This window comes from Leptospira abararensis (assembly GCF_016918735.1).
Lineage (GTDB): Bacteria > Spirochaetota > Leptospiria > Leptospirales > Leptospiraceae > Leptospira_A > Leptospira_A abararensis.
This window is the reverse complement of record NZ_JAFFPR010000047.1, coordinates 75869-95357: the sequence shown is the minus strand read 5'-3', so window position 1 is coordinate 95357 and position 19489 is coordinate 75869. Positions and strand designations below refer to the sequence as shown.

Here is a 19489-nt window from a genome sequence, read left to right as displayed (position 1 = left end):
AATCCTTTCTAAGCCCTATGCCAAATAGAAGACAATACATCACTAGTTTTTCCAACCCGAAGGTGAAGTGGGTAGCGGGCCTCAAAGAAAAAAGAAACCGCGACGAAGAAAAAAAATTCTTCATTGAAGGGTATCGGGAAATCAAAAAAGCAATCACAAGTAACCCTAACTCACCTATCCCTTGTTTGCCCGTCAATATCACAAGTTTGTTTATATCACCCGAATGTTTTTTGGGAGAAAACGAAGAACAATTAATTCAGTCTGTACATTGCCCCGTTTTTGAACTTCCTCGTAAAATTTTTGAAAAGATTTCTTATAGAGATAGGCCCGATGGACTGATAGCTGTGGCAGAAACTCCTGATGCCCATGTGCCTTGGGAAAAAATCAAATCTTTAGATACAAATCCCGTCCTTATTATTGAAGGGGTTGAAAAACCAGGGAACCTTGGTACCATTTTACGAACAGCGGAAGGGGCTGGAGTGGGTCTTGTAATTGTCACTGATCCAAGAATTGATCTATTTAATCCCAATGTGGTTCGAGCAAGCACAGGAACAATCTTTACTTTGCCTGTTTATATTGGAGAATTAAACGAAGTCCTTAATAATTTCCAAAACAAAGGTTACAAACGTTATGCGGTAACACCAGAAGGGAAAACTCTTTATACATCTGTCAATATGAAAGAAAAATCCGTTTTTCTTTTCGGAAGTGAACAGTATGGACTTAGTACTGATGCCAAACGGCTTTCCGATGACACTCTCCACTTACCGATGCTCGGAGAGGCTGACTCTTTAAACCTAGCTATGTCTTGCGGAATTGTTTTATACGAATCCATCCGACAAAGAACACGATGAAAATTTATTTTTATATCTCAGGCCATGGATTTGGGCATATCAGTCGCTCAGGAAATATCATCAAACGCCTACTTACAGTCGAATTTATTGAAGAGATCCACCTAGTAAGCACAAGAATTTCCTTTTTAGATTTCACCCATCCCAAACTAAAAACACGAAATCTCAAACTGGACGTAGGGGTTTCACAAAAAAACTCTCTCTCCATTGATTTACAAACGACCAAAGAAGAACTCCAAGACTTTGAAAAAAACAAAAACCGGCTTCTTAGGGAAGAAACCGAATATTGCAAAAAAAATAATATCTCCATCATCTTAACTGATAGCTCTTCTTTTCCTATCACCATTGCCTTAGAAACGGGAATCCAAAGTATTTTTCTTGGTAACTTTACCTGGGATTTTATTTATAAAAACTATGCCAAAGACGATTCCTATTTTGGGAATTTAAGTGAACAATTGCAGGTAGAATATGAATTTGCCACAGAAGCACTCATTTTACCCTTTTCTTGCCCCATGCCCTCTTTCTTAGATGCAACTAACATTGGTCTTGTGGGGAGAAAACCAACCCTTTCGAAAAAAAGGGCCAGACAAGTATTTGGGTTTAAAGAGGATACTACCTACATTCTTTTGTCTTTTGGAGCTTACGGTTTGGAAGGAACCGAACTACAAACGAAAAATCTAAAACCTTCCATTCAGTTAGTTGCTTATGGAGTTCCAGGAATCCAAACCGAAGGAATCCTTGTGCCGGAAGTCCCTCATTACCCCGATCTAGTAACGGCTGTCGATTATGTTTGCACAAAACCAGGATATGGGATTTTAGCTGAATGTTATTATGCAAAAACTCCTATTCTTTACACTGATCGCGGTGATTTTGCGGAATACCTTTATTTGGTAAATGCACTCGACCTTTACTTCCGGTCGGCTTATATTGACCTCACCCGAATAATTTCTTGTCAATTTGAGGAAGTGCTGACTCTAATTAATACGATCGACTCGATGACTCCGAAGTTAGAACTAAAAACTAATGGAGAAGAAGATGTCCTTTCTCACTTATTAGAATACAATTAAATGCCAGGCCCAGACTCCTATACAGACAGAATCCTCCAAGATTTAGAAGCCAACGAAAACGGTTATTTCCAAATCGAAAACTCCTCTGGTAAAGCCGTATTAAAAATCACGAAACCTGGACCCAAAGGAAAAAAAGTCGATTACAAAGATGTCTTAGCACGAGTGCAACTTTTTGGCGTAGAAGGTTATAATTCAGAACAAATCAAAAAAGCAGTTGCCTTAGCAGAAAACAAACCTGTGGAAATTGGCACCTGGTCCAAAGGTGATCCGGTAAACTCTTATGCAGATATCACTATCTCCGAAGACTATATGGAAGCCAAGATGGTCCTCCATCCGCCCAAACATGGTGGAGCCCTTCTCACAGAATACCAGTTACGTGAACAGATAGCTTCTGTTGGTATCTCTGTTGGAATCCTTGACTTGGTGATTCAAAACCAAGTCAAAAATCCCGACTTTTTTGTGCCCTATACCATTGCGAAAGGGTATCCACCTATTGCAGGAAAAGATGGGGAAATTAAAATTTACTTCCGATCCGACAACAAACCTCAGTTAGAAGAAGACGAACATGGACGTATTGATTATAAAAAAATTGGAGTCATCCAATCGGTCAAACCAGGCGATTTAATTGCCGAACGCATCCCTCCCAAAAAAGGAGAATTCGGAAAAACTGTCAATGGATCCATGATCCCTTACCAAGAAGAAAAAACCATCGACTGGAATCTTGGAGCAAACGTGGAACTAAAGGGGGACAAACTGTACGCTAAAATCGCAGGCCGACCTGTTCTATCGGCAGCCCTGGAAATCAAAGTAGATGAAGTGATCCAATTGGAAGCCGTTGACTATTCCACCGGAAATATTGACTTTCCTGGAACCATTATCGTCGAAGAAAAGATTGGAGATGGATTTTCCTTAACTACAAGTGGAAGTATCATCATTCGTAATTCTGTAGGAAAAGCATTTCTCAAGGCGAAAGGCGACATTGTTTTGTCAGGTGGGTTTATGGGACGGGGTGAAGGTTATATCGAATCTGAAGGAAATATCTATGCTAAATTCGTAGAACAAGGCAAACTTACTGCCCAAGGAAGTATTTTTGTAGAGGAAGCTGTGATGCACTCTGAACTTTCTGCCAAAGATTTTATCCGAGTTGTCGGAGGCCGAGGGGAAGTTATTGGAGGAACAGTCATCGCTGGGAACTCACTCACTTGTGCCAAACTCGGTGCCGTTGTGGAAACCAAAACCAAAGTGGCGATTGGAACCCCTCCAGAGTTACTTGATGAACTCAATCGGATGAAAAAGGAAATCGCGGACAAAGAAATCACTCTGCACAAAGTCCAACTAACACTCACAAAACTCGTGGAAAAAAGTCAGAAAAAAGATCTGACACTTGAAGAAAAAGAAACCATCACTAAATTAAAAGATGCTAATGAAAAATTCACAAAAGTTTTAGAAGCACAAACTAAACAGTTCGAAACAGCTCTTGGTTCGTACGAACCAAACCCAGAGGCCTTTGTTGATGTGGAGAGAGAAGTGTTTCCTGGAGTAGATCTTAGTTTTGGAGCAGGAAAAAACTACCGCATGGGTATCAATTCACTGGTTGGGAAAACTCATTTTTATTTGGGAACCGACGGTAGCATCCAAACGGATAGAACCGTCATCAGAAAAGAAGACTAATACAAATTTATTCTTCGTTTAGTATTCCCTCTTCCTCATCCTTTGAAATTTTCCTTTCTGGTTTGAGATCGGCATCAACTGAGTTTGTTACTTCAGTTACGGTGGTTTTCTTTCTTTTTTCAAATTTCAATTTTGCCAAATCGGCTTTATCAAAAACTAACCAGTGTTTATTACGAAATCCAGAGACTTTTTTAAAAGAAAAACCTTGGCCTTGCAATATGTATGTTGATTGTGGGAAATGTTCAAAAGGAATGTCAGGGATATTTGACCAGTCGTAGTAATTTCCTTGTTCATCGTAAGTGATTTCTTTTTGGAGTTCTCCAAACAAAATTTCTATAGAAGTTTCAGAAGACCAAATGTAAAATCCAGTTCGGGAATAATGAGAAACAACAGACTTCACTGGATTGTATTTAGAGATAACAAGAAGTAGTTGGTCTGGTTTTAGTTTTTGTAAACCATCCACAAGATCCAATGCAAACTCTTTGATTTCTTTTTCTTCAAAAACGTATTGGTTTACATCACCATAAGAACTTTCTTCCCGAAACCGAATGTTTCCAAGCAAATCCAAAACTTTTTCTTCTGTGATTTCCACAGGATGGGCAAATGTTTTAGATACAGCCGTCTCTGACTTTAAGCTGATTTTATCTCGAGCTACAGTATAAATTGCAAACTCATTACTACGAAAAAGTAAAGACCGACTCTTCACACCTGAAGCACAGGAGTTAAGAATGATGGCAAAAAGGAAAAAAGAGAAAATTCGATAGAGTTTCATTATTTTTATACCTCTAGAGTTTTTTGAAACTCTGGAAATTTGGAAAGGTATTCATCCAATGTCAAAATAGAAAGGATATGATTGAGTCCAGAGAGACGGAATACAGAGTTAAGATTTTTATTCAAATTTGTGACGAAGATTTCTACACCACGATTGTGGAGAGCCGAAGAAGCTTTAATGACAGCTCCAATTCCACTGGAGTCGAGAAACTTAACGGAATGGAAATCCATTGTCAATTTTCCAAAATTCTGACTTTCTATCGACTTCTCAAATTCTTGATAAAACTCTCTTGAGTTTTCCATCAGGACGTCCCTTTGGATCGATAGAAGCAGGTGATTTTCCTGACGGTGGCTTTGAATCAACATAGATGGATTAACAATACGTTACGATTCTCTGGATTTGTGTCAAGAAAATCGGACTTAAGAAAGAGGGGCCAAATCCGTCAGATTCATCTCTAAATCGTGCGGATACCCTTCTTTATCATTATAAACTACAATTGCTTTGTCTGATTGAATTTCTTTTATCTCCACCGTGGATCCAGTGAAGATAAAAATACCTTTGTTAAGGAAAGTTGGTTTGGTGAGTTTTGCCTTATCGCCTGGCTTCATTCCTCACCCTCTGTTTTTAAATAGAGGTCTTTGCCTGCTTTTTTCATTACATCAAAGATATACATTTGGCTGTGATCCACTCGGGTTCCAATGTCATAAATGGCATCGGTAAAATCAGCTCCTTCAATCTTAGCAGAAGCAAGTTTTGCAAACCGTAAGTCTGCACCTCGGAAATTGGCGTTGCGAAGATCGGCTCCATTAAAAAACGAAGCCTTAAGATTGGCACCTTGGAAGTTGGCTCCTACAAAACTAGAGTTTTGAAGGAAGGCATTGTGAAGATCAGCACCACTAAAATCAACCCCATCCAACTTTTCTTTTTCCAACATAACACTGGATAACTTGGCTTCCCGAAGGTGGCCTTGGTTGTGGAGAAGTTCCATCGTTTGGGATTTGGTAATGCGGTTTTCTTTCGGAACCCCTTGTCCCGATTCATAATCCTCAACAGCTTTTTTGAGAGCAGCTACTGCGGATTCTGGGTAGTTCTTTCTTCTTTCAGGAAACTCGAAGAGAGTTTCTAAAGTTTCAGGAGTGAGGTTTTTGAGTTCGAGAAGAGATTTACCTTTTGCGTATTCAGTTGCCATAGCAAGTGCTACAATACCAAACCCGCAGCCAGTTGTGGTGTAACTTGCGTCTTCCACAACAGACTCGTCGTTTAACTTTAAGTAAATGCGATAACCGTCCCCGCAACCTGTATTGCGGTAGTAGGAGACGACGGTGGCGTCGTCCATCTCACGGTAATTCATCCTTTGGTCGTTGATTTCTTTGTAGCGAGCAAAGTCCATTACTGCCATGAGTATTTCCCCTCTTTCTGTTTAGACGGATTTGGCGGATGCCAATTACTTCATTTTGTATTTTTTCTTGAACTTGTCTACGCGGCCCGTTGTATCCAAAAGTTTGGATTTTCCAGTAAAAAATGGGTGGCAGTTGGAACAAATTTCCACACTGATATCCCCAGCAGTGGATCTAGTTTCAATCACAGTACCACAAGCACATTTGATTTTGGCAGCAACGTATTTTGGATGTATGTCAGTTTTCATGGTGGCCCTTCTAGTTCGTATTCATGCTGGCGAGGAATTGGTCGTTAGTCTTCGCTCCGCGCATTTTTTCAATCAATAGTTCCATACTTTCGGTGATACTCATGGGAGAAAGTACTTTTCGGAGGATAAAGACACGAGTGAGGGTATCCTGTGGAAGGAGGAGTTCTTCTTTTCTGGTTCCTGAGCGGTTGATGTCGATAGCCGGGAAAATACGTTTGTCAGCGAGTTTTCGGTCTAGATGGATTTCCATATTTCCCGTTCCCTTAAATTCCTCAAAAATCACCTCGTCCATTCGGGAACCTGTGTCAATGAGGGCTGTGGCGATGATGGTAAGGGACCCACCCTCTTCGATATTCCTTGCGGCACCAAAAAATCGTTTTGGTTTGTGAAGGGCATTGGAGTCCACACCACCGGAAAGAATCTTTCCTGAAGTAGGAACCACTTGGTTGTAAGCCCGAGCAAGTCTAGTGATGGAATCGAGAAGGATGACCACATCTTTCCCATGTTCCACAAGCCGTTTTGCTTTTTCGATGACCATCTCGGCTACTTGGACGTGGCGTTGTGCTGGTTCATCAAAAGTAGAACTCACCACTTCGCCCTTTACATGGCGGGCCATGTCCGTTACTTCTTCGGGACGTTCATCAATGAGTAAAACGATGAGAAAAATTTCCGGGTGGTTTCTTGTGATCGCATTGGCAATGGATTGCATAAGAACCGTTTTACCAGTTCTAGGTGGTGCTACAATGAGAGCCCTTTGTCCCTTCCCTATTGGACACATAAGATCAATGACACGAGTGTCCAAATGGCTTGGATCAAACTCCATATTGATTCTTTCGTCTGGATAAAGAGGAGTTAAGTTATCAAATAAATTTCTTTTCTGAGCCACTTCCACAGGAAATCCGTTGATGGATTCAACTCGAAGCATGGCAAAAAATCTTTCTGCTTCTTTGGGTGGTCGTATAAGACCAGTCACCGTATCTCCTGTGCGAAGACCGAATAATTTGATTTGAGAAGGAGATACATAAATATCATCTGGACCTGGCACATAATTGTAGTCAGGTGACCTTAGGAAACCATAACCATCGGGAAGTCTTTCCATCACTCCCGCTGCATGCACTTGGCCGTCTTTTTCGGTTTGTGCTTGGAGAAGAGCAAACATCAGGTTTTGTTTTTTTAGTCCATGAGTGTTTTCCACTCCCAAACCTTTGGCGAGGTCTGCAAGTTCATTGATGTTTTTTTTCTTTAGTTCTACTAAATCAAGTGGCGGAGGAATGGGACCTTCGTATCGGCCTTTTTTCTTCTTAAATTGTTTCGGTGGTTCGGAACCATCTTCTTGGTCCATGATGCCGTTTGTGTATTCGGTTGGTTCTTCGGGAGGATTAACTTGAATTTCGTCTTGTTTGCGTGATGCCATGGATTCTTCTACATTGATTGTTAGAGTATTTGATTAAATTTGGGAAACCATTTGTGCAAGTTAAGTATGCAAGGGAAACAGCGAAGTGCGGAGGTGTTTTCTCAAACGGTAAGGAAAAAATCGTTTTTCCCTCATTTTCGTCAACGTCTTTTTTTTGTCTTTTTTCTCGCCGGACTTTGTTTTTTACTCTGTTTCTTCGCCGGACCTTGCGCTTTCAAAGATTTAGCCGGTTTCTTGGGGATTTTTGTCTTTGTTAGAGAAACAGTTTTAGTCTTCTCCGCTGTTTTTTTGGGCTTTTGTTCCGGTTTTTCCGAGCGCTTTCTTGGGATTACTGTTTTCACTTTGGTTTCATTGCGAAACCGTTCCGAGAGTTTTAAAAACCGAATTCTGTTTTGTAATGTGGTTCTTGGAATACCCAATTCCGATGCTGTATGAGAAATATTGTTTGAGTTTCTTTTTAGCGACTTATGGATGTAATGCGCTTCCATTTCTTCTAAAACAGATTCTAAAGGAAGTTTAGAATGGAAGGCCTCGTCTACATTTGGAAATTCAGATTGCCCATTCCCCCCGGAAGGATTGGTAAAAGAAGATGGAGAAAAATGATATAAAAATCCAAATACTTTTTTTTCCTTTTTCAAAGTTACAATACGTAATGTAACCCGAAGTTCTGTTAGGTTTGCATACAGAACACTAGTATCGGCATCCTTACCTAAACTCATATCATGGTCTTTTAAGTAGGCCGCGAGAACTTCTCTATTGAGATTGTGAAGGTATTTTTCTGCCAATTGTAGCGAATCACGAAACAAAGGTTTTGTGAGGATTTGATTCTCGAAAGTTTCGTTATAAAAAACAGTAGATCCAGTGACATCTGTCGCAATGAGTCCATCTGGGAAATGAGAGAGAATAAGCTCCATAAACCACTGAACAGAATCAGTGTTTTCTTTTTTTCTTTCCAGTTTAGATTCAATTTCTTCTAGTTTGGGATCACGAACATGAGAAGAATCTAATTTGGTAAAGGCGGCAAGGAACCTAGGTTTGTCCCAATTATCTTTTTTTTCTCCATCCAGGCCAATGACTGGGATCTGGTTGGATTCTTTAAAATACAAAAGTAAGTTTTCGTGAAGTTCTGTTTCGAGGATGTCCAAAGGAATTTCGTCCAAATCTTCTCTTTCTCTTCCCAAATCGGACAACTCACGGTGGACACGATCTTTGGAGAGGAGACCTAATAACTCACCCTCATCCGAAATGACGGGAAGGTGGGTGGCTCTTGTCAGCAAAAAATGACGATAGAGTGATTCAAACTTCACTAACCAGTCATTCTTTGGAATTTGATACCTGTGAAAATCGAAATTTTAGTTTTCTTGAATCGTGTTTTGCTTTTGTTTGTGAAGGCCCATCCAAATCGGTTGGACCCAAACAGAATCAGCGGTTTGGTAATCTTCGGGGATCTCTGCTTTTTGAGACCGTAAAGACATAAGACTGTAAACTAGCGAACGTTTGTATGTGTGAAGAGAAAGTTGGTAATTTCCAGACAAAAAGTATTCTTTTGCATGGTCTTTTTCTGTTTTTGCCATCACAAGGTACCTTTGAATTTTTTCTTTGGTATCCCATTCCAATGGTTTGGAACCTGACTTATCTTCTCCTTCAAGGAGAATCCATTGTCCCATGGCTTTTTGGTAGAGCGTGGTCGCCGATTCTTCCATGGGAAAACAGAGTTTCCTTTGTGTGGCGTGGATGTCTCCCTCGGCAATGGAAAGAGTTTTTTCAATTTCTACTCGGTTCCCACCACGGTAGGTTTCTTCTACTTGTGTGCGCATCGCCTCAATCGAAGTTTTACCAATCTCTGGTTCCAACTTCAATTGTTCTTTGATGTCGAGAACCAGTGTTATTTTTCCATCCAATTGTTTTTTACGTTCCCTATAAGACATTGTGGTTTTGGCCACAAGTGTGAGTGCAAAAACAAAGATGATAACACTGGTAACCCACTTCATATTATTTTTTCTTTTCTTCTGGGTAGATCGCTTTACCGTTTTCATCAAACTTAGGAGTCGGAGGAACTGACTCTCGTCTTGCCCCTTCCGTTTCTTTGATTTGAGCATTGGCTTCCATTAGTAGATCCAATTTTTTGGAAGTGATGAGTCCGTAGTTGTCATCATGTTGTTCCAAAAGATCCAAAGGTTTTGCATCTGGATTGCCTGGAGGAACCACAGTTCTTTCCATTCGTTTGTTTTCAATGAAGTTGATGAGCGTATCTCTCACCTTCTCGTAGTTACGTTGTTTTTCTTCGTTACGAGCATCTTTTAAATCTTCATTGGAGCGGTATTGGTATTCTGGTTTGTCTTCGTCCGGCGTTTTGCTATAAATCATCGCAAGGATGGCAAAACGTTTGGCACGGCGTAAAGTGAGAATCCCTTCTTTATAAAGAGTGAGTTTGTAACGATACTGATGAGGGCTTGAGTTAAGACCTGTTGTATAAAGATCTTCGGCCGAACGGAGGTCACGAAAACCTAAACGTAACAAGGCTTTGGCGTTATTGTCATTGGAACGAATGATGGTAGGAGCTGCGGCTTCGAGAAGTGCTCTTGCATCTTCAATGTATTTTTGAAGGACAATTTCGAAGATGGCTTTTAGTTCCCCTTGGGCTTGGCGGAGTTGGCGAAATCCATAGACATAGTTACTTTGTAAGTACCACATGTTCCCACTAAAGTCCGATTGGTTGGCTGCTTTGAGAAGTTTGAAATAATCAAAGTCCAAGTTCTTTTTGGAAGGATCTGGAGCGGGTGCTTCTGCACCTGGTTGGGCTGGTTGGACTTCTTCTTGAGAAGGAGCCAAATTGCTCAGAGCCACATTGATAAAATTTAAGTTTTCTTTGTTTTCAAAGATTAAAATCCCCAGATTCGTTTGTTCTGGAGATACTGCGCTGATATGTGAGATATGACCCACGACCATTGCAAAAAAGAGGATGAATTTCCATTTTCCCATAGCTCTACCTTGTTTTATATATCGGAGCTACAGGAAAAACCAGGACTAAATTTTACATTTTTTGGATTCGTTCGATGGCAGAAATGACGTCTTCGCGCTTTCCAAAGGCAGAAAGTCGAAAATAGCCCTCTCCTGCCGGCCCAAATCCCGAACCAGGGGTGCCCACCACTTGGGCCGTTCCCAAAAGTTCATCAAAAAATTCCCAAGATTTGAGACCTCTTGGAGTTTTTAGCCAAATGTAAGGAGCGTTCATTCCCCCAAATACAGTGTAACCTGCCTTTACCAATCCTTCTCGGATGAGTTTCGCATTCTGCATATAGTAGGAAATTTGTTCTTTGATCTCTACTTGGCCTTGCGTGGAAAAAACTGCCTCGGCTCCTTTTTGTGTTACGTACGACACTCCATTGAACTTGGTGGTGTGGCGGCGGTTCCAAAGAGAATTAAAACTCACCTCTTCCCCCGCTTTTGTTTTTCCTTTTAGGTCTTTGGGAATCACAAGGTAGGCGCAGCGTGTTCCTGTAAATCCAGCCGTTTTGGAAAAAGATCTAAATTCCATAGCCACTTCTTTGGCTCCTGGAATTTCATAAATGGATTTGGGAATTTCTGGATCTTGGATAAAGGATTCATAAGCCGAATCGTAAAGAATGATACTTCCCATTTTTTTGGCAAAGTTGACCCATTCCGTGAGACGAGCTCTTGTGGCCACCATTCCTGTGGGATTGTTCGGATAACAGAGGTAAATGATGTCTGGTTTTTCTTTGGGAAAGTCTGGTTCAAAATTGTTTTCTTCTGTTGCCGGCATATAAATGATATTCGCATATCGTCCGTCCGCACCCACTTCTCCCGTACGACCTGCCATCACATTGGTATCGACATACACGGGATAGACGGGATCGACGACTGCAATTTTACTATCTAATGAGAAGATTTCTTGGATATTTCCACAGTCACATTTAGATCCATCAGAAACAAATACTTCGTCTTCAGCGATTTGGACGCCGCGTGCCGTATAATCGTGAGCGATGATCTTTTGGATGAGAAAGGAGTATCCTTGTTCTGGACCATACCCGTGAAATCCGCCAGCACTTCCCATTTCTTTGGCCGCATCGACCATAGCATTTACAATTGTTGGTGCCAAAGGCAGAGTGACATCTCCAATCCCAAGACGGATGATTTGAGCATTTTGGTTGGCATCGGAATAAGCTTTGACCCTTCTTCCAATTTCAGGAAACAAATATCCTGCTTTTAATTTTAAATAGTTTTCATTTATCTGAGTCATCTTCTTCTTTATTTTCCTCTATCAGTTTTCTCGATCTAAATCCTTCATGATAACCGTGTTCATATAACACGTCTTCTTCGCCCCAAGTCCAACAATAGAACCCAGTGCCGTGGTCAAAATCAACAAGCCACAAGCCTTTGACATCGATATTCATTGTCAAAATTTCATTCGTCCAATGTTTGATTATCTCACCGATTTCTTCTTCTTTTGCTTCCAAAACATTTTCTGGCAATAGTTTGTTTCTGACATCATCCGCAAGAACACTGGCCCTTAAATAGTATTCCCTTGTGATGTCTCGCACAAGGGGTAGGACTTCTCTGGCTTCGGTGAGTGTCCAAATCTTTTTAGTCAAAATCCACTCCGAGACTAAGACAAAGTAAGGCCATCCGAACCACCACACCATACTTCGCCTGACGGAAGTAAGCTGCATTGGGAAGGTCATCTACGTCGGTGGAAAGTTCATTCACACGAGGAAGTGGATGGAGGATGGTTGTTTCTTTTTTGGAAGCAAGCACCAGTTCTTTATTCACTTTATAAATATCTTTTAGTTTTTCATACTCTCTATGATCGGGAAATCTTTCTTCTTGGATCCGGGTCACATAGGCAACATCCGCATCCCAAAAGGCTTTGATGTCTGTAGTTTCTTCCCAAGTCATGGAAAAACCTTCTAAGTTCTTTTTGTACTTTTCAGGAAGCCGCAATTCTTCGGGACTGATGAGATACAAATGCACCGGATAATGACGCAGCAGATTGATAAGAGAGTGGATGGTTCTTCCGTATTTCAAGTCGCCAATAAAGGCGATGTTTAGTCCATCGATCTTTCCTTTTTCTGAAACTATCGTGTATAAATCGAGAAGTGCCTGGGTGGGGTGTTGGCCTGCCCCGTCTCCTGCGTTGATCACAGGGATGTTCACGGCCCCTGCGGCAATCCGTGAGGATCCTTCTACTGGGTGGCGGATGACTGCAATGTCACAATAGGCTTCGATCATCTTCATCGTATCATACAAGGTTTCCCCCTTAGAGATTGAGGAAAATTGGAAACCCACGGTGGAGATAAGCCTTCCCCCGAGCCTTTCCATGGCCGCTTCAAAACTCATTCTCGTCCGGGTGCTGGCTTCAAAAAACAAAGAGGCCAGGAGTTTCCCATGTAGGATTCCAAAGGCTTTACCTGATTCATGCAGGGCATTCATCCGGTTTGTTTTTTCAATTAGGTAATTGAGGTCGTCTTTGGAAAATTGTAAGGTGTCTAAAATGTTTTTGTGGGAATAAGAGTACATAGGGCGGAAATCTTTTCTCTAGGGTTTTTGGTATCGAATAAATCGAAAACATATTTTTTGGTATTTATGGTCGAGACAATTCAGAACAAACTCCGGGATATGGAACTTGTCACCCAACACTTGGTCCAACCGGACGATTTAAACTACCACAACAATCTATTCGGGGGGAAAATGCTCTCCTGGATCGATGAAGGGATGGCAATGTATGTGATGAATAAAATTCGTTATACCAATATTGTCACGATGAGTATGGACAATGTGGTATTTCGCTCGCCGGCTCGGGCTGGTGACATCATCCAAATCTACGGAAAAATCGTAAAATACGGAAAATCTTCAGTCACTTCCCGGACTTTGGCCATTACCAACAACCCACAAACAGGAAAAATGTCTGCCGTGATTGAAAGTGACATCACCTATGTTTGTTTAGGCGAGAATGGAAAACCAACCGCTTACTTTCGGAACTTTACCCCAACCACTTAGGAAACAGCGTTTGATCAATTCCGAGTAGATTAAATATCCTTCCCGCAATAAAATCTCCAAGGTCGTCCAAAGTTTTTGGTATTTGGTAGAACCCGGGGGATGCAGGAAGGATGATAGCCCCCGCCTCGTCCAATGCCAAAAGATTTTTCAGATGGATGCGGTTGTAAGGAGTCTCTCTCGGAACTACAATGAGCCGCCTTCTTTCTTTCAGCGAAACATCGGCAGCTCTTTCAATTAAGTTCTCTGTAAGGCCTTGGGACATCGAAGCCACAGTCTTCATACTACAAGGAACTACAACCATCGCATCCCAACGATTGGATCCGCTGGCAATATCGGAGCCAATATCAAAAAAATTGCGTACGTGAAATTTATGTTTGGGTGTGGTTTTCCATTTGGTTTCCACAAAAGATAGGACATCTTCTGCGGACTCCACTTTCGTTTCATACTCTTCGGAAAAAATGCGAAGTGCTGCGGGACTTGCCGTGATATAGGTTTCGCCCTCTACTTCAGACAAAGCACGAAGAAACCTGGCGGCATAAATACTGCCACTCGCTCCCGCAAGACCCACCACCAGTTTCATTAGAAACTAATTCCCGAAGAGACTTTGAGTAAAAATTCATTCCATTTATCAAAAAGAATCGCAAGGAACAAAACGACACTGATCCAAGAATTGATTTGGTAAAAAACCATCGGTAAGTCTTTCGACTTATACTGATAAGAGATTTTATGTTCATACAAAACTAAAACTCCAATCACGGATAAAATCAGAAAATACATAACCCCAAGGCCGGCACTGCTTCCGGCAAAGATAAAAAATACAAAAGAGAGGATATGGAGAAGAACAGCAATGGCTCTTGATTTGGTTTCACCGAGGCGAGAGGGAATGCTATGAAGATTTTCTTTGACATCAAAGTCCATATCCTGAATGGCATATAACACATCAAAGGCGGAGATATGAAAAAGAAGCCCTAAAGAAAAAAGGATCGGAACTAAGTTAACCGTTTCTGTGATGGCAATCCATGCACCGAGAGGAGCCAGAGCAATCGCAAATCCCAAAACCAAATGGCAAAAAAGAGTGAAACGTTTCGTGAGCGAATAGAGAAATAAAACAAAGAGAGCTGGGAAAGAGAGTAAAAAAGCCAGTTTGTTTACAAAGAAACTCGCAAAGATAAAAATGAAGGAGGACAAACCAATAAAAAGAAGGGCTGAGAGTTTAGAAATTTTTCCAGAAGGAATTTCTCGGTTTTGGGTGCGTGGGTTCTTTTCATCAATTTCTGAATCCACATAACGATTGAACCCCATGGCGGCACTGCGAGCACTCACCATACAAACTAGCACTAGGGCCGCAATTCGAAGTAAGTCTCCCGTATCCAAAGTGGATTCCAAATAGGCGAGGAGGAAACTGATCCCAGCGAAGGGCAAGGCAAAGAGTGTGTGGGAAAATTTTACCATTTTAGCGTAGAGAATTAGGTTTTTAAAGAAGTTCATGGCATCCTTTCTGCCCATAGATTAGACAGAGAAAAGGTTTTTTGGTTCATTCTGATTCGATTTCTTCCGTTCTTAGAACCAAGGTCTTAATTTATGAATATCCGTCTTTCTTTTCTTGGTAGATTCCCCGTATCCTTCGTTACATTCGGAATTTTTATTCTTACCACACTCACCGCAAACCTGAGTGCCCACCCCAGTTTGGAAGACCGACCCTTACGAATTTTTTTCCATTGTGGAAAGGAACTCTTCACAAGAATGGATGAGGAAGGTCGTGGGGGCCTCAGTGCTCTCCTTGGATTTGTCGAACGAGAAAAGATGGATTTGGATTTAAAACGAGGGAAAGGATACATGTTGTACCCTTTTCAACCCAAAGACAAACCCTTAGAATTTCCCTTCGATGGATTTACACTGGGAAAACCAAAAGAGATGAATCATGGCCCCGTTAAACTTGGTTTAGGCTCTATCCAAGAAATGATCGATGTCAAAAATATTGAGGATTATGATGGTTGGATTGTTTACGTTGGGGCCGACGAGGAAACAAAAATTCCCCTCCTTCCTTGGCAAAACCACCCGGAGCTTCCCCTTTTCCTTCTTGTGGAAGGAAACGCGCAAGCACGGTTTCGGTACCTATCTAATGTCCACCAAATCGAATGTCCTAAAGATTATGGAAGGCTTGGAACTTTAAACTTATTCTTTCGAAAACGAAATTTGATTCGATTGGATTATAAATTAGAATCGATTAACTTAACCGATCGGAATCGTTCTTGGAAACAAAGAAAGGAATCAGAATCCGAAGATGGGCTAGACAAACCTACTCCGAAAACGAAGGACATAGGGAAGAAAGAGGACAAGTCGAACAAAATGTCCGGCGTGCCTGGCAGTTCTTACGACCGAGAAATATTAGGTACAGAGATAGGTTTCGGCAAATCTCCTTAGGAGTGATTTTCAGCATCTCCCGTTCAATTTGTACGGGGTCCGTTTTTTGGGTAAAACCCAATCGTTTGGTCAAACGTTTCACATGGGTGTCGACTACGAACCCTTCCACCACTCCATAAATTTCGGCAAGCACTACGTTTGCAGTTTTTCTTCCAAACCCAGGGAGTTTGATGGCCTCCTCCATTGTATTGGGAATGATTCCGCCATACTCATTCAAAACCATACGCGCAAAACCTTGGATGCTTTTGGCTTTGTTTTTATAAAATCCTGTGGAGAAGATTTTTTTCTCTATGGCTGCAAGTGGTGCATTAGCAAAAGATTCGAGTGTGGGGAAGGTACGAAAGAGTTCAGGTGTGACAGTATTCACACGTTCGTCCGTACACTGGGCACTGAGAATGACCGCAATGGCCAATTCATAAGGTTTGGAAAAATGAAGGGGAGTTTCTACTTCACCGAACTCCGCCTCTAGGAGACGGTAGACTTCGGTGATAATATTGGGTGTTTTTTTGGATCGTTTCAATCCACAAGCAAACTAAAAAAATTAAGCTGCTGGTGTTGGTTGTGCTTTTGGAGTGATTCCAGCGTATTTTTTAGGAGTGATGGCAGAGATATCGCCACCGTGGTCTTTAATTGCCACTTTCAAACCTTTTTTACGAAGAGTTCGCAAAGCACGTGTAGAAATCTTAACGCGAACCCAACGGTTCTCGTCTTCCAAAAAGATTTTTTTTGTGATTACATTCACCTTCCAGATACGGCGATTCTTTTTATGAGAATGGGCTACGTTGTTCCCTGCCGTTGTTCCTTTTCCGGTTACTACACATGTTCTAGCCATAATTATTACCTTGTTTCGCTATGTTTTTGTACCCTCAGAATGGGTCAATTCGAAACGAATCTTTTCCTGAAAGAATCGAAGGGCGTCCACAGGTGTGTCGGCAAATCCAAACAATTGTAAGTCCTCTTCTGAAATCAGGCGCATCTCGGCTAGTTTTTTGAAATTGATCACTTGGGTCCAAAATTCTGTCCCATACAATAGGATGGGAATTTTGGATTTTTTTCCCGTCTGGACAAGAGTTAAGGTTTCAAAGAGTTCATCGAAGGTTCCAAACCCACCAGGAAAGGCAACCATCCCCCGACAAGTTTTCATAAACCAAAGTTTTCTCATAAAGAAATAATGAAACTCGAAAGTCAGCTCTGGATCCACATAAGGATTTACATGTTGTTCGTGAGGGAGAACAATATTGAGAGCTACTGATTTGGACCCGGCTTCTCTAGCACCACGGTTTCCAGCTTCCATAATTCCCGGGCCCCCCCCGGTGCAAATATTCAAATTTCTAGAAGGATTTTCTTGTTTCAAAGTAAAAGCCCACTCGGAAATCAATCTTGAAAACTCAGATGCCTCCTGATAGTAATGACCTAAAGATTCGAGAGGGGAAGTTGGATTCTGTTTGGGTGATTCGGGTGAGGGAATTCTTGCAGATCCGAAGACCACAATGGTATCTGTGATTCCATGGGTCTGGAATTCCGATTTAGGGTGAAGGTATTCGGAAAGGATACGAATGGGACCGGCTTCATTCCCCCATAAAAAACTTTGATTCTCAAAGGCTAAATCATTCATCTTGTTATCATAGATCGACCGAATGGTATAAAAAATGCGGAAATTCCAAAAAACACTCCCCGTCTCTATTTCTTTAGAACATCTCCCAATGCCTGAGACCGATTTGAAACAAATTTGTTTAGATTGGGAAGTGCTGGGATTTCCTTTCTTTCGTCCGGCCGTGGTTATGGATTGGAAAACAGAAACTTTGCCTTTGGGTAAAGCTAGAATGAATCTAGATTTAATTCTAACACTGCGGTTTTGGCAAAGTTTAAGTGATTGGATCTTACCGACATGGTATTCTCGAAAACAAACAAACCAACTAACGAAAATATTGCGGGATCAAGTTTTTTCAAAAGATACAAAAAACAAACCAAACACATTTTCTCAAGTTTGGAACCGCTTTTGGACCACTCCCCTTTCCCTAATTTGGCTAGATTTAGGATTCACTAAGCTAAGAATGGATTTAGATTTAGAACAGGATTTCTTTTCGAATGCCATTCCTCTTTCTTTTGATGGCGAAAAGAAACTCTACTTCCGAACAGGGTATCTAAAAGCCATCCACTACCGATTGACTAAAAAAGAATTTAAATCACCCTTTCCGAAATTTGCAGAAGTGTATATCAAAACCAGAGACAAACATAATGATGAAAGTTTAGGTAGGGTTTTTTATCGTTTCCTAGGATACATACTCGAAAAAAAGAGCGACGAATACCTGTTACCATACTGGGGATTCTCATCGATCCTACCAGATTCCATACGGAACCAAGTTCCAGAAGAAATCTGGAACTTCCAGCGGGCAACAAACCCACTCCAATGGAAAGAAAAAAATCTTTCAGGAAAGGAATTAGAATTTAGGACTGTCTACCCGGTTTCCACTTCTTCGCCAAATCATCCAAGATGATAAAACGAGAGTTTTTACCAATGACGACCTCATTGATTTTTTTATCTTGTAATGCTCGGTAAACAGAGGTTCGGCTAGTGTTTTTCTTTTCAGCGAAGTATTTGATCTCTAATAGATTTTTACTGATTTGTTTGCATGTATTCACTAGTGCATCTGACATTGTTGAACTAACCTCTCTCGTGTTAGACAGTTTGTTCGATAAAGAGATTCTAATTTTTTAAAAACGATCCAATCGAATCGAAAATTCTATCTGTTTTTCTGTCTTCGGTGCTATGGTTTTAGGATTACCACCAGGGAAATGTAAAAAATTCCCAGTTCCCGTCATAGGTTCAATCGCTATAGATCTTCGATCTTGTGGAGTATAGACTTGATAAAATTCACCACCTTGGATGATGAGTTTTTCTTTTTTATTCATTGAGAAAAGCCCAATATAGGAATTTTGTCCATGGATGGCCGAGTAAAGATCATCCAAATTCTTTCCCATCAAAGTTTCTTCAGAGTTAAGAACGACCACCTCCTTCTGTATCCTTTCTGGCAATAAATAGTCCCCTAACTTCACTTGGTGAAATCCAGAGCCAAATAAAAAAAGATCATCAATGGATTCATCTTCATTCCAACGAAAGTAAGGATGGATTCCGAGCGCAAAGGGAAATTCTGAATCTGATTCGTTGGTCAAACGATAAATGATTTTTAACTCTGATGGATAAAGTTGGTAACATTCTTTCACCTGGATTTGGGAAAGAAGAGTGCCTTTCCAAATGGATGGGATTTCCATTTCGAATTCTGCATAAGACTCGTTTTCACCAACCTCTTCTTTTATTAAATGCCTGGGAAGGTTATGGTAGAGGCCATGTAGGGGAATTCCATTCCCATCGGTAAGCCAATGGGTACTTGGATAGAACGGTTCTCTGGCCCAAGGGTTGGGTTCCAGACGGTTGACCCAGGGAAACATAAGAAAAGACCCAGAAGCAAAAAAAGGATCGGGAGCCTTATGCCCGGAAACGACAGAAACTGACTTTCCATCCACTGGCGATAGAAGATGCAAACCGAGCCATTGGCCACCACCCGTGGGGTGGGTTTCAAAACAAGACTGTTTTGTTTTCAGTTGGTACAAGATTTATCTCCCAAAAAT

24 protein-coding genes are annotated in these 19489 nt (G+C 41.2%); 5 read left to right on the top strand and 19 right to left on the bottom strand.

Features of this window, described 5'->3' with window-relative positions:
* Positions 1 to 17: 17 nt before the first annotated feature.
* The 3 genes from JWG40_RS13040 to JWG40_RS13030 are packed head-to-tail and all read left to right on the top strand — an operon-like array spanning position 18 to position 3586.
* Positions 18 to 851 (top strand): TrmH family RNA methyltransferase, encoded by an 834-nt coding sequence (locus JWG40_RS13040; RefSeq protein ID WP_205286225.1) that lies wholly within the window; start codon positions 18 to 20, stop codon positions 849 to 851.
* A complete protein-coding gene (locus JWG40_RS13035) occupies positions 848 to 1915 on the top strand; it encodes a glycosyl transferase (protein ID WP_205286224.1) in 1068 nt (355 codons plus the stop codon). The genes JWG40_RS13040 and JWG40_RS13035 overlap by 4 nt, the downstream gene beginning before the upstream one ends.
* Positions 1916 to 3586: a DUF342 domain-containing protein gene (locus JWG40_RS13030; protein WP_205286223.1), complete on the top strand. Its 1671-nt coding sequence runs from the start codon at positions 1916 to 1918 to the stop codon at positions 3584 to 3586.
* A 7-nt stretch (positions 3587 to 3593) separates the two neighbouring features.
* Here JWG40_RS13030 and JWG40_RS13025 read toward each other — a convergent pair whose 3' ends face one another.
* From JWG40_RS13025 to pyrB, 12 genes are all read right to left on the bottom strand, one after another.
* Positions 3594 to 4358 carry an LA_1326/LA_4305 family lipoprotein gene (locus tag JWG40_RS13025; RefSeq protein WP_205286222.1) on the bottom strand — a complete coding sequence of 255 codons (765 nt, stop codon included), beginning with the start codon at positions 4356 to 4358 and terminating at the stop codon, positions 3594 to 3596.
* 5 nt (positions 4359 to 4363) lie between these two features.
* Positions 4364 to 4723, bottom strand: coding sequence for an STAS domain-containing protein (locus tag JWG40_RS13020; RefSeq protein ID WP_205286221.1), 360 nt, complete (start codon positions 4721 to 4723; stop codon positions 4364 to 4366).
* Between the two features lie 54 nt (positions 4724 to 4777).
* Complete coding sequence (locus tag JWG40_RS13015) at positions 4778 to 4966, bottom strand: hypothetical protein (protein WP_205286220.1); 189 nt, start codon at positions 4964 to 4966, stop codon at positions 4778 to 4780.
* On the bottom strand, positions 4963 to 5757 hold the full coding sequence (locus JWG40_RS13010) for a pentapeptide repeat-containing protein (protein WP_205286219.1): 795 nt from the start codon (positions 5755 to 5757) through the stop codon (positions 4963 to 4965). The genes JWG40_RS13015 and JWG40_RS13010 overlap by 4 nt, the downstream gene beginning before the upstream one ends.
* A gap of 45 nt (positions 5758 to 5802) precedes the next feature.
* The gene (gene rpmE, locus JWG40_RS13005) at positions 5803 to 6003 is read right to left on the bottom strand and encodes a 50S ribosomal protein L31 (protein WP_002989271.1); all 201 of its coding nucleotides are present in this window, start codon (positions 6001 to 6003) and stop codon (positions 5803 to 5805) included.
* Between the two features lie 10 nt (positions 6004 to 6013).
* Positions 6014 to 7417, bottom strand: coding sequence for a transcription termination factor Rho (gene rho, locus JWG40_RS13000; protein WP_205269047.1), 1404 nt, complete (start codon positions 7415 to 7417; stop codon positions 6014 to 6016).
* A 140-nt stretch (positions 7418 to 7557) separates the two neighbouring features.
* The gene (locus JWG40_RS12995) at positions 7558 to 8724 is read right to left on the bottom strand and encodes a helix-turn-helix domain-containing protein (protein WP_205286218.1); all 1167 of its coding nucleotides are present in this window, start codon (positions 8722 to 8724) and stop codon (positions 7558 to 7560) included.
* Positions 8725 to 8769: 45 nt separating this feature from the next.
* Positions 8770 to 9408, bottom strand: coding sequence for a hypothetical protein (locus JWG40_RS12990; protein ID WP_205286217.1), 639 nt, complete (start codon positions 9406 to 9408; stop codon positions 8770 to 8772).
* Between the two features lies 1 nt (position 9409).
* Positions 9410 to 10399, bottom strand: coding sequence for an adhesin OmpL37 family surface protein (locus JWG40_RS12985; RefSeq protein WP_205286216.1), 990 nt, complete (start codon positions 10397 to 10399; stop codon positions 9410 to 9412).
* A gap of 52 nt (positions 10400 to 10451) precedes the next feature.
* Positions 10452 to 11678, bottom strand: coding sequence for an LL-diaminopimelate aminotransferase (locus JWG40_RS12980; protein WP_205286215.1), 1227 nt, complete (start codon positions 11676 to 11678; stop codon positions 10452 to 10454).
* A complete protein-coding gene (locus JWG40_RS12975; protein WP_205286214.1) occupies positions 11662 to 12030 on the bottom strand; it encodes a DUF2203 domain-containing protein in 369 nt (122 codons plus the stop codon). The genes JWG40_RS12980 and JWG40_RS12975 overlap by 17 nt, the downstream gene beginning before the upstream one ends.
* A complete protein-coding gene (gene pyrB, locus JWG40_RS12970) occupies positions 12023 to 12955 on the bottom strand; it encodes an aspartate carbamoyltransferase (protein ID WP_205286213.1) in 933 nt (310 codons plus the stop codon). Before pyrB ends, JWG40_RS12975 begins: the two co-directional genes overlap by 8 nt.
* Before the next feature lie 66 nt (positions 12956 to 13021).
* Here pyrB and JWG40_RS12965 point away from each other — a divergent pair, with 66 nt between their 5' ends.
* A complete protein-coding gene (locus JWG40_RS12965; RefSeq protein ID WP_205286212.1) occupies positions 13022 to 13435 on the top strand; it encodes an acyl-CoA thioesterase in 414 nt (137 codons plus the stop codon).
* On the opposite strand, the gene JWG40_RS12960 is transcribed toward JWG40_RS12965, so the two are convergent.
* The 5 genes from JWG40_RS12960 to JWG40_RS12940 form a co-directional block, all read right to left on the bottom strand.
* Entirely contained in the window at positions 13419 to 14015 is a 597-nt protein-coding gene (locus JWG40_RS12960) for a UbiX family flavin prenyltransferase (RefSeq protein ID WP_205286211.1), read from the bottom strand. The two genes, JWG40_RS12965 and JWG40_RS12960, sit on opposite strands and share 17 nt — an antisense overlap.
* Positions 14015 to 14923 carry a UbiA-like polyprenyltransferase gene (locus JWG40_RS12955; RefSeq protein WP_205286210.1) on the bottom strand — a complete coding sequence of 303 codons (909 nt, stop codon included), beginning with the start codon at positions 14921 to 14923 and terminating at the stop codon, positions 14015 to 14017. Before JWG40_RS12955 ends, JWG40_RS12960 begins: the two co-directional genes overlap by 1 nt.
* Positions 14924 to 15734: 811 nt before the next feature.
* Positions 15735 to 16379, bottom strand: coding sequence for an endonuclease III domain-containing protein (locus JWG40_RS12950; RefSeq protein WP_205286209.1), 645 nt, complete (start codon positions 16377 to 16379; stop codon positions 15735 to 15737).
* 21 nt (positions 16380 to 16400) lie between these two features.
* Complete coding sequence (rpmB, locus tag JWG40_RS12945; protein WP_205286208.1) at positions 16401 to 16691, bottom strand: 50S ribosomal protein L28; 291 nt, start codon at positions 16689 to 16691, stop codon at positions 16401 to 16403.
* An 18-nt stretch (positions 16692 to 16709) separates the two neighbouring features.
* On the bottom strand, positions 16710 to 17474 hold the full coding sequence (locus JWG40_RS12940) for an LOG family protein (RefSeq protein WP_205286207.1): 765 nt from the start codon (positions 17472 to 17474) through the stop codon (positions 16710 to 16712).
* Between the two features lie 34 nt (positions 17475 to 17508).
* Between JWG40_RS12940 and JWG40_RS12935 the strand changes: the two genes are divergently transcribed.
* Positions 17509 to 18357, top strand: a complete 849-nt coding sequence (locus JWG40_RS12935) for a hypothetical protein (protein WP_205286206.1) — start codon at positions 17509 to 17511, stop codon at positions 18355 to 18357.
* On the opposite strand, the gene JWG40_RS12930 is transcribed toward JWG40_RS12935, so the two are convergent.
* Together JWG40_RS12930 and JWG40_RS12925 are read right to left on the bottom strand one after the other, a co-directional pair.
* Positions 18308 to 18517: a hypothetical protein gene (locus JWG40_RS12930; protein WP_002973090.1), complete on the bottom strand. Its 210-nt coding sequence runs from the start codon at positions 18515 to 18517 to the stop codon at positions 18308 to 18310. The genes JWG40_RS12935 and JWG40_RS12930 overlap by 50 nt on opposite strands.
* 57 nt (positions 18518 to 18574) lie before the next feature.
* Positions 18575 to 19471: an aldose 1-epimerase gene (locus JWG40_RS12925; RefSeq protein ID WP_205286205.1), complete on the bottom strand. Its 897-nt coding sequence runs from the start codon at positions 19469 to 19471 to the stop codon at positions 18575 to 18577.
* Positions 19472 to 19489: the final 18 nt, after the last annotated feature.

Coding starts and splice junctions, on each gene's coding strand:
- JWG40_RS12955 (WP_205286210.1), bottom strand. CDS start 14,923: ATGAACTTCTTTAAAAACCTAATTCTCTACGCTAAAATGGTAAAATTT.
- JWG40_RS12985 (WP_205286216.1), bottom strand. CDS start 10,399: ATGGGAAAATGGAAATTCATCCTCTTTTTTGCAATGGTCGTGGGTCAT.
- JWG40_RS12990 (WP_205286217.1), bottom strand. CDS start 9,408: ATGAAGTGGGTTACCAGTGTTATCATCTTTGTTTTTGCACTCACACTT.
- JWG40_RS13030 (WP_205286223.1), top strand. CDS start 1,916: ATGCCAGGCCCAGACTCCTATACAGACAGAATCCTCCAAGATTTAGAA.
- JWG40_RS13025 (WP_205286222.1), bottom strand. CDS start 4,358: ATGAAACTCTATCGAATTTTCTCTTTTTTCCTTTTTGCCATCATTCTT.
- JWG40_RS13020 (WP_205286221.1), bottom strand. CDS start 4,723: ATGTTGATTCAAAGCCACCGTCAGGAAAATCACCTGCTTCTATCGATC.
- JWG40_RS13035 (WP_205286224.1), top strand. CDS start 848: ATGAAAATTTATTTTTATATCTCAGGCCATGGATTTGGGCATATCAGT.
- JWG40_RS12965 (WP_205286212.1), top strand. CDS start 13,022: ATGGTCGAGACAATTCAGAACAAACTCCGGGATATGGAACTTGTCACC.
- JWG40_RS13010 (WP_205286219.1), bottom strand. CDS start 5,757: ATGGCAGTAATGGACTTTGCTCGCTACAAAGAAATCAACGACCAAAGG.
- JWG40_RS12980 (WP_205286215.1), bottom strand. CDS start 11,678: ATGACTCAGATAAATGAAAACTATTTAAAATTAAAAGCAGGATATTTG.
- JWG40_RS12935 (WP_205286206.1), top strand. CDS start 17,509: ATGCGGAAATTCCAAAAAACACTCCCCGTCTCTATTTCTTTAGAACAT.
- JWG40_RS12960 (WP_205286211.1), bottom strand. CDS start 14,015: ATGAAACTGGTGGTGGGTCTTGCGGGAGCGAGTGGCAGTATTTATGCC.
- JWG40_RS12940 (WP_205286207.1), bottom strand. CDS start 17,474: ATGAATGATTTAGCCTTTGAGAATCAAAGTTTTTTATGGGGGAATGAA.
- rho (WP_205269047.1), bottom strand. CDS start 7,417: ATGGCATCACGCAAACAAGACGAAATTCAAGTTAATCCTCCCGAAGAA.
- JWG40_RS12930 (WP_002973090.1), bottom strand. CDS start 18,517: ATGTCAGATGCACTAGTGAATACATGCAAACAAATCAGTAAAAATCTA.
- rpmE (WP_002989271.1), bottom strand. CDS start 6,003: ATGAAAACTGACATACATCCAAAATACGTTGCTGCCAAAATCAAATGT.
- JWG40_RS13015 (WP_205286220.1), bottom strand. CDS start 4,966: ATGAAGCCAGGCGATAAGGCAAAACTCACCAAACCAACTTTCCTTAAC.
- rpmB (WP_205286208.1), bottom strand. CDS start 16,691: ATGGCTAGAACATGTGTAGTAACCGGAAAAGGAACAACGGCAGGGAAC.
- pyrB (WP_205286213.1), bottom strand. CDS start 12,955: ATGTACTCTTATTCCCACAAAAACATTTTAGACACCTTACAATTTTCC.
- JWG40_RS13040 (WP_205286225.1), top strand. CDS start 18: ATGCCAAATAGAAGACAATACATCACTAGTTTTTCCAACCCGAAGGTG.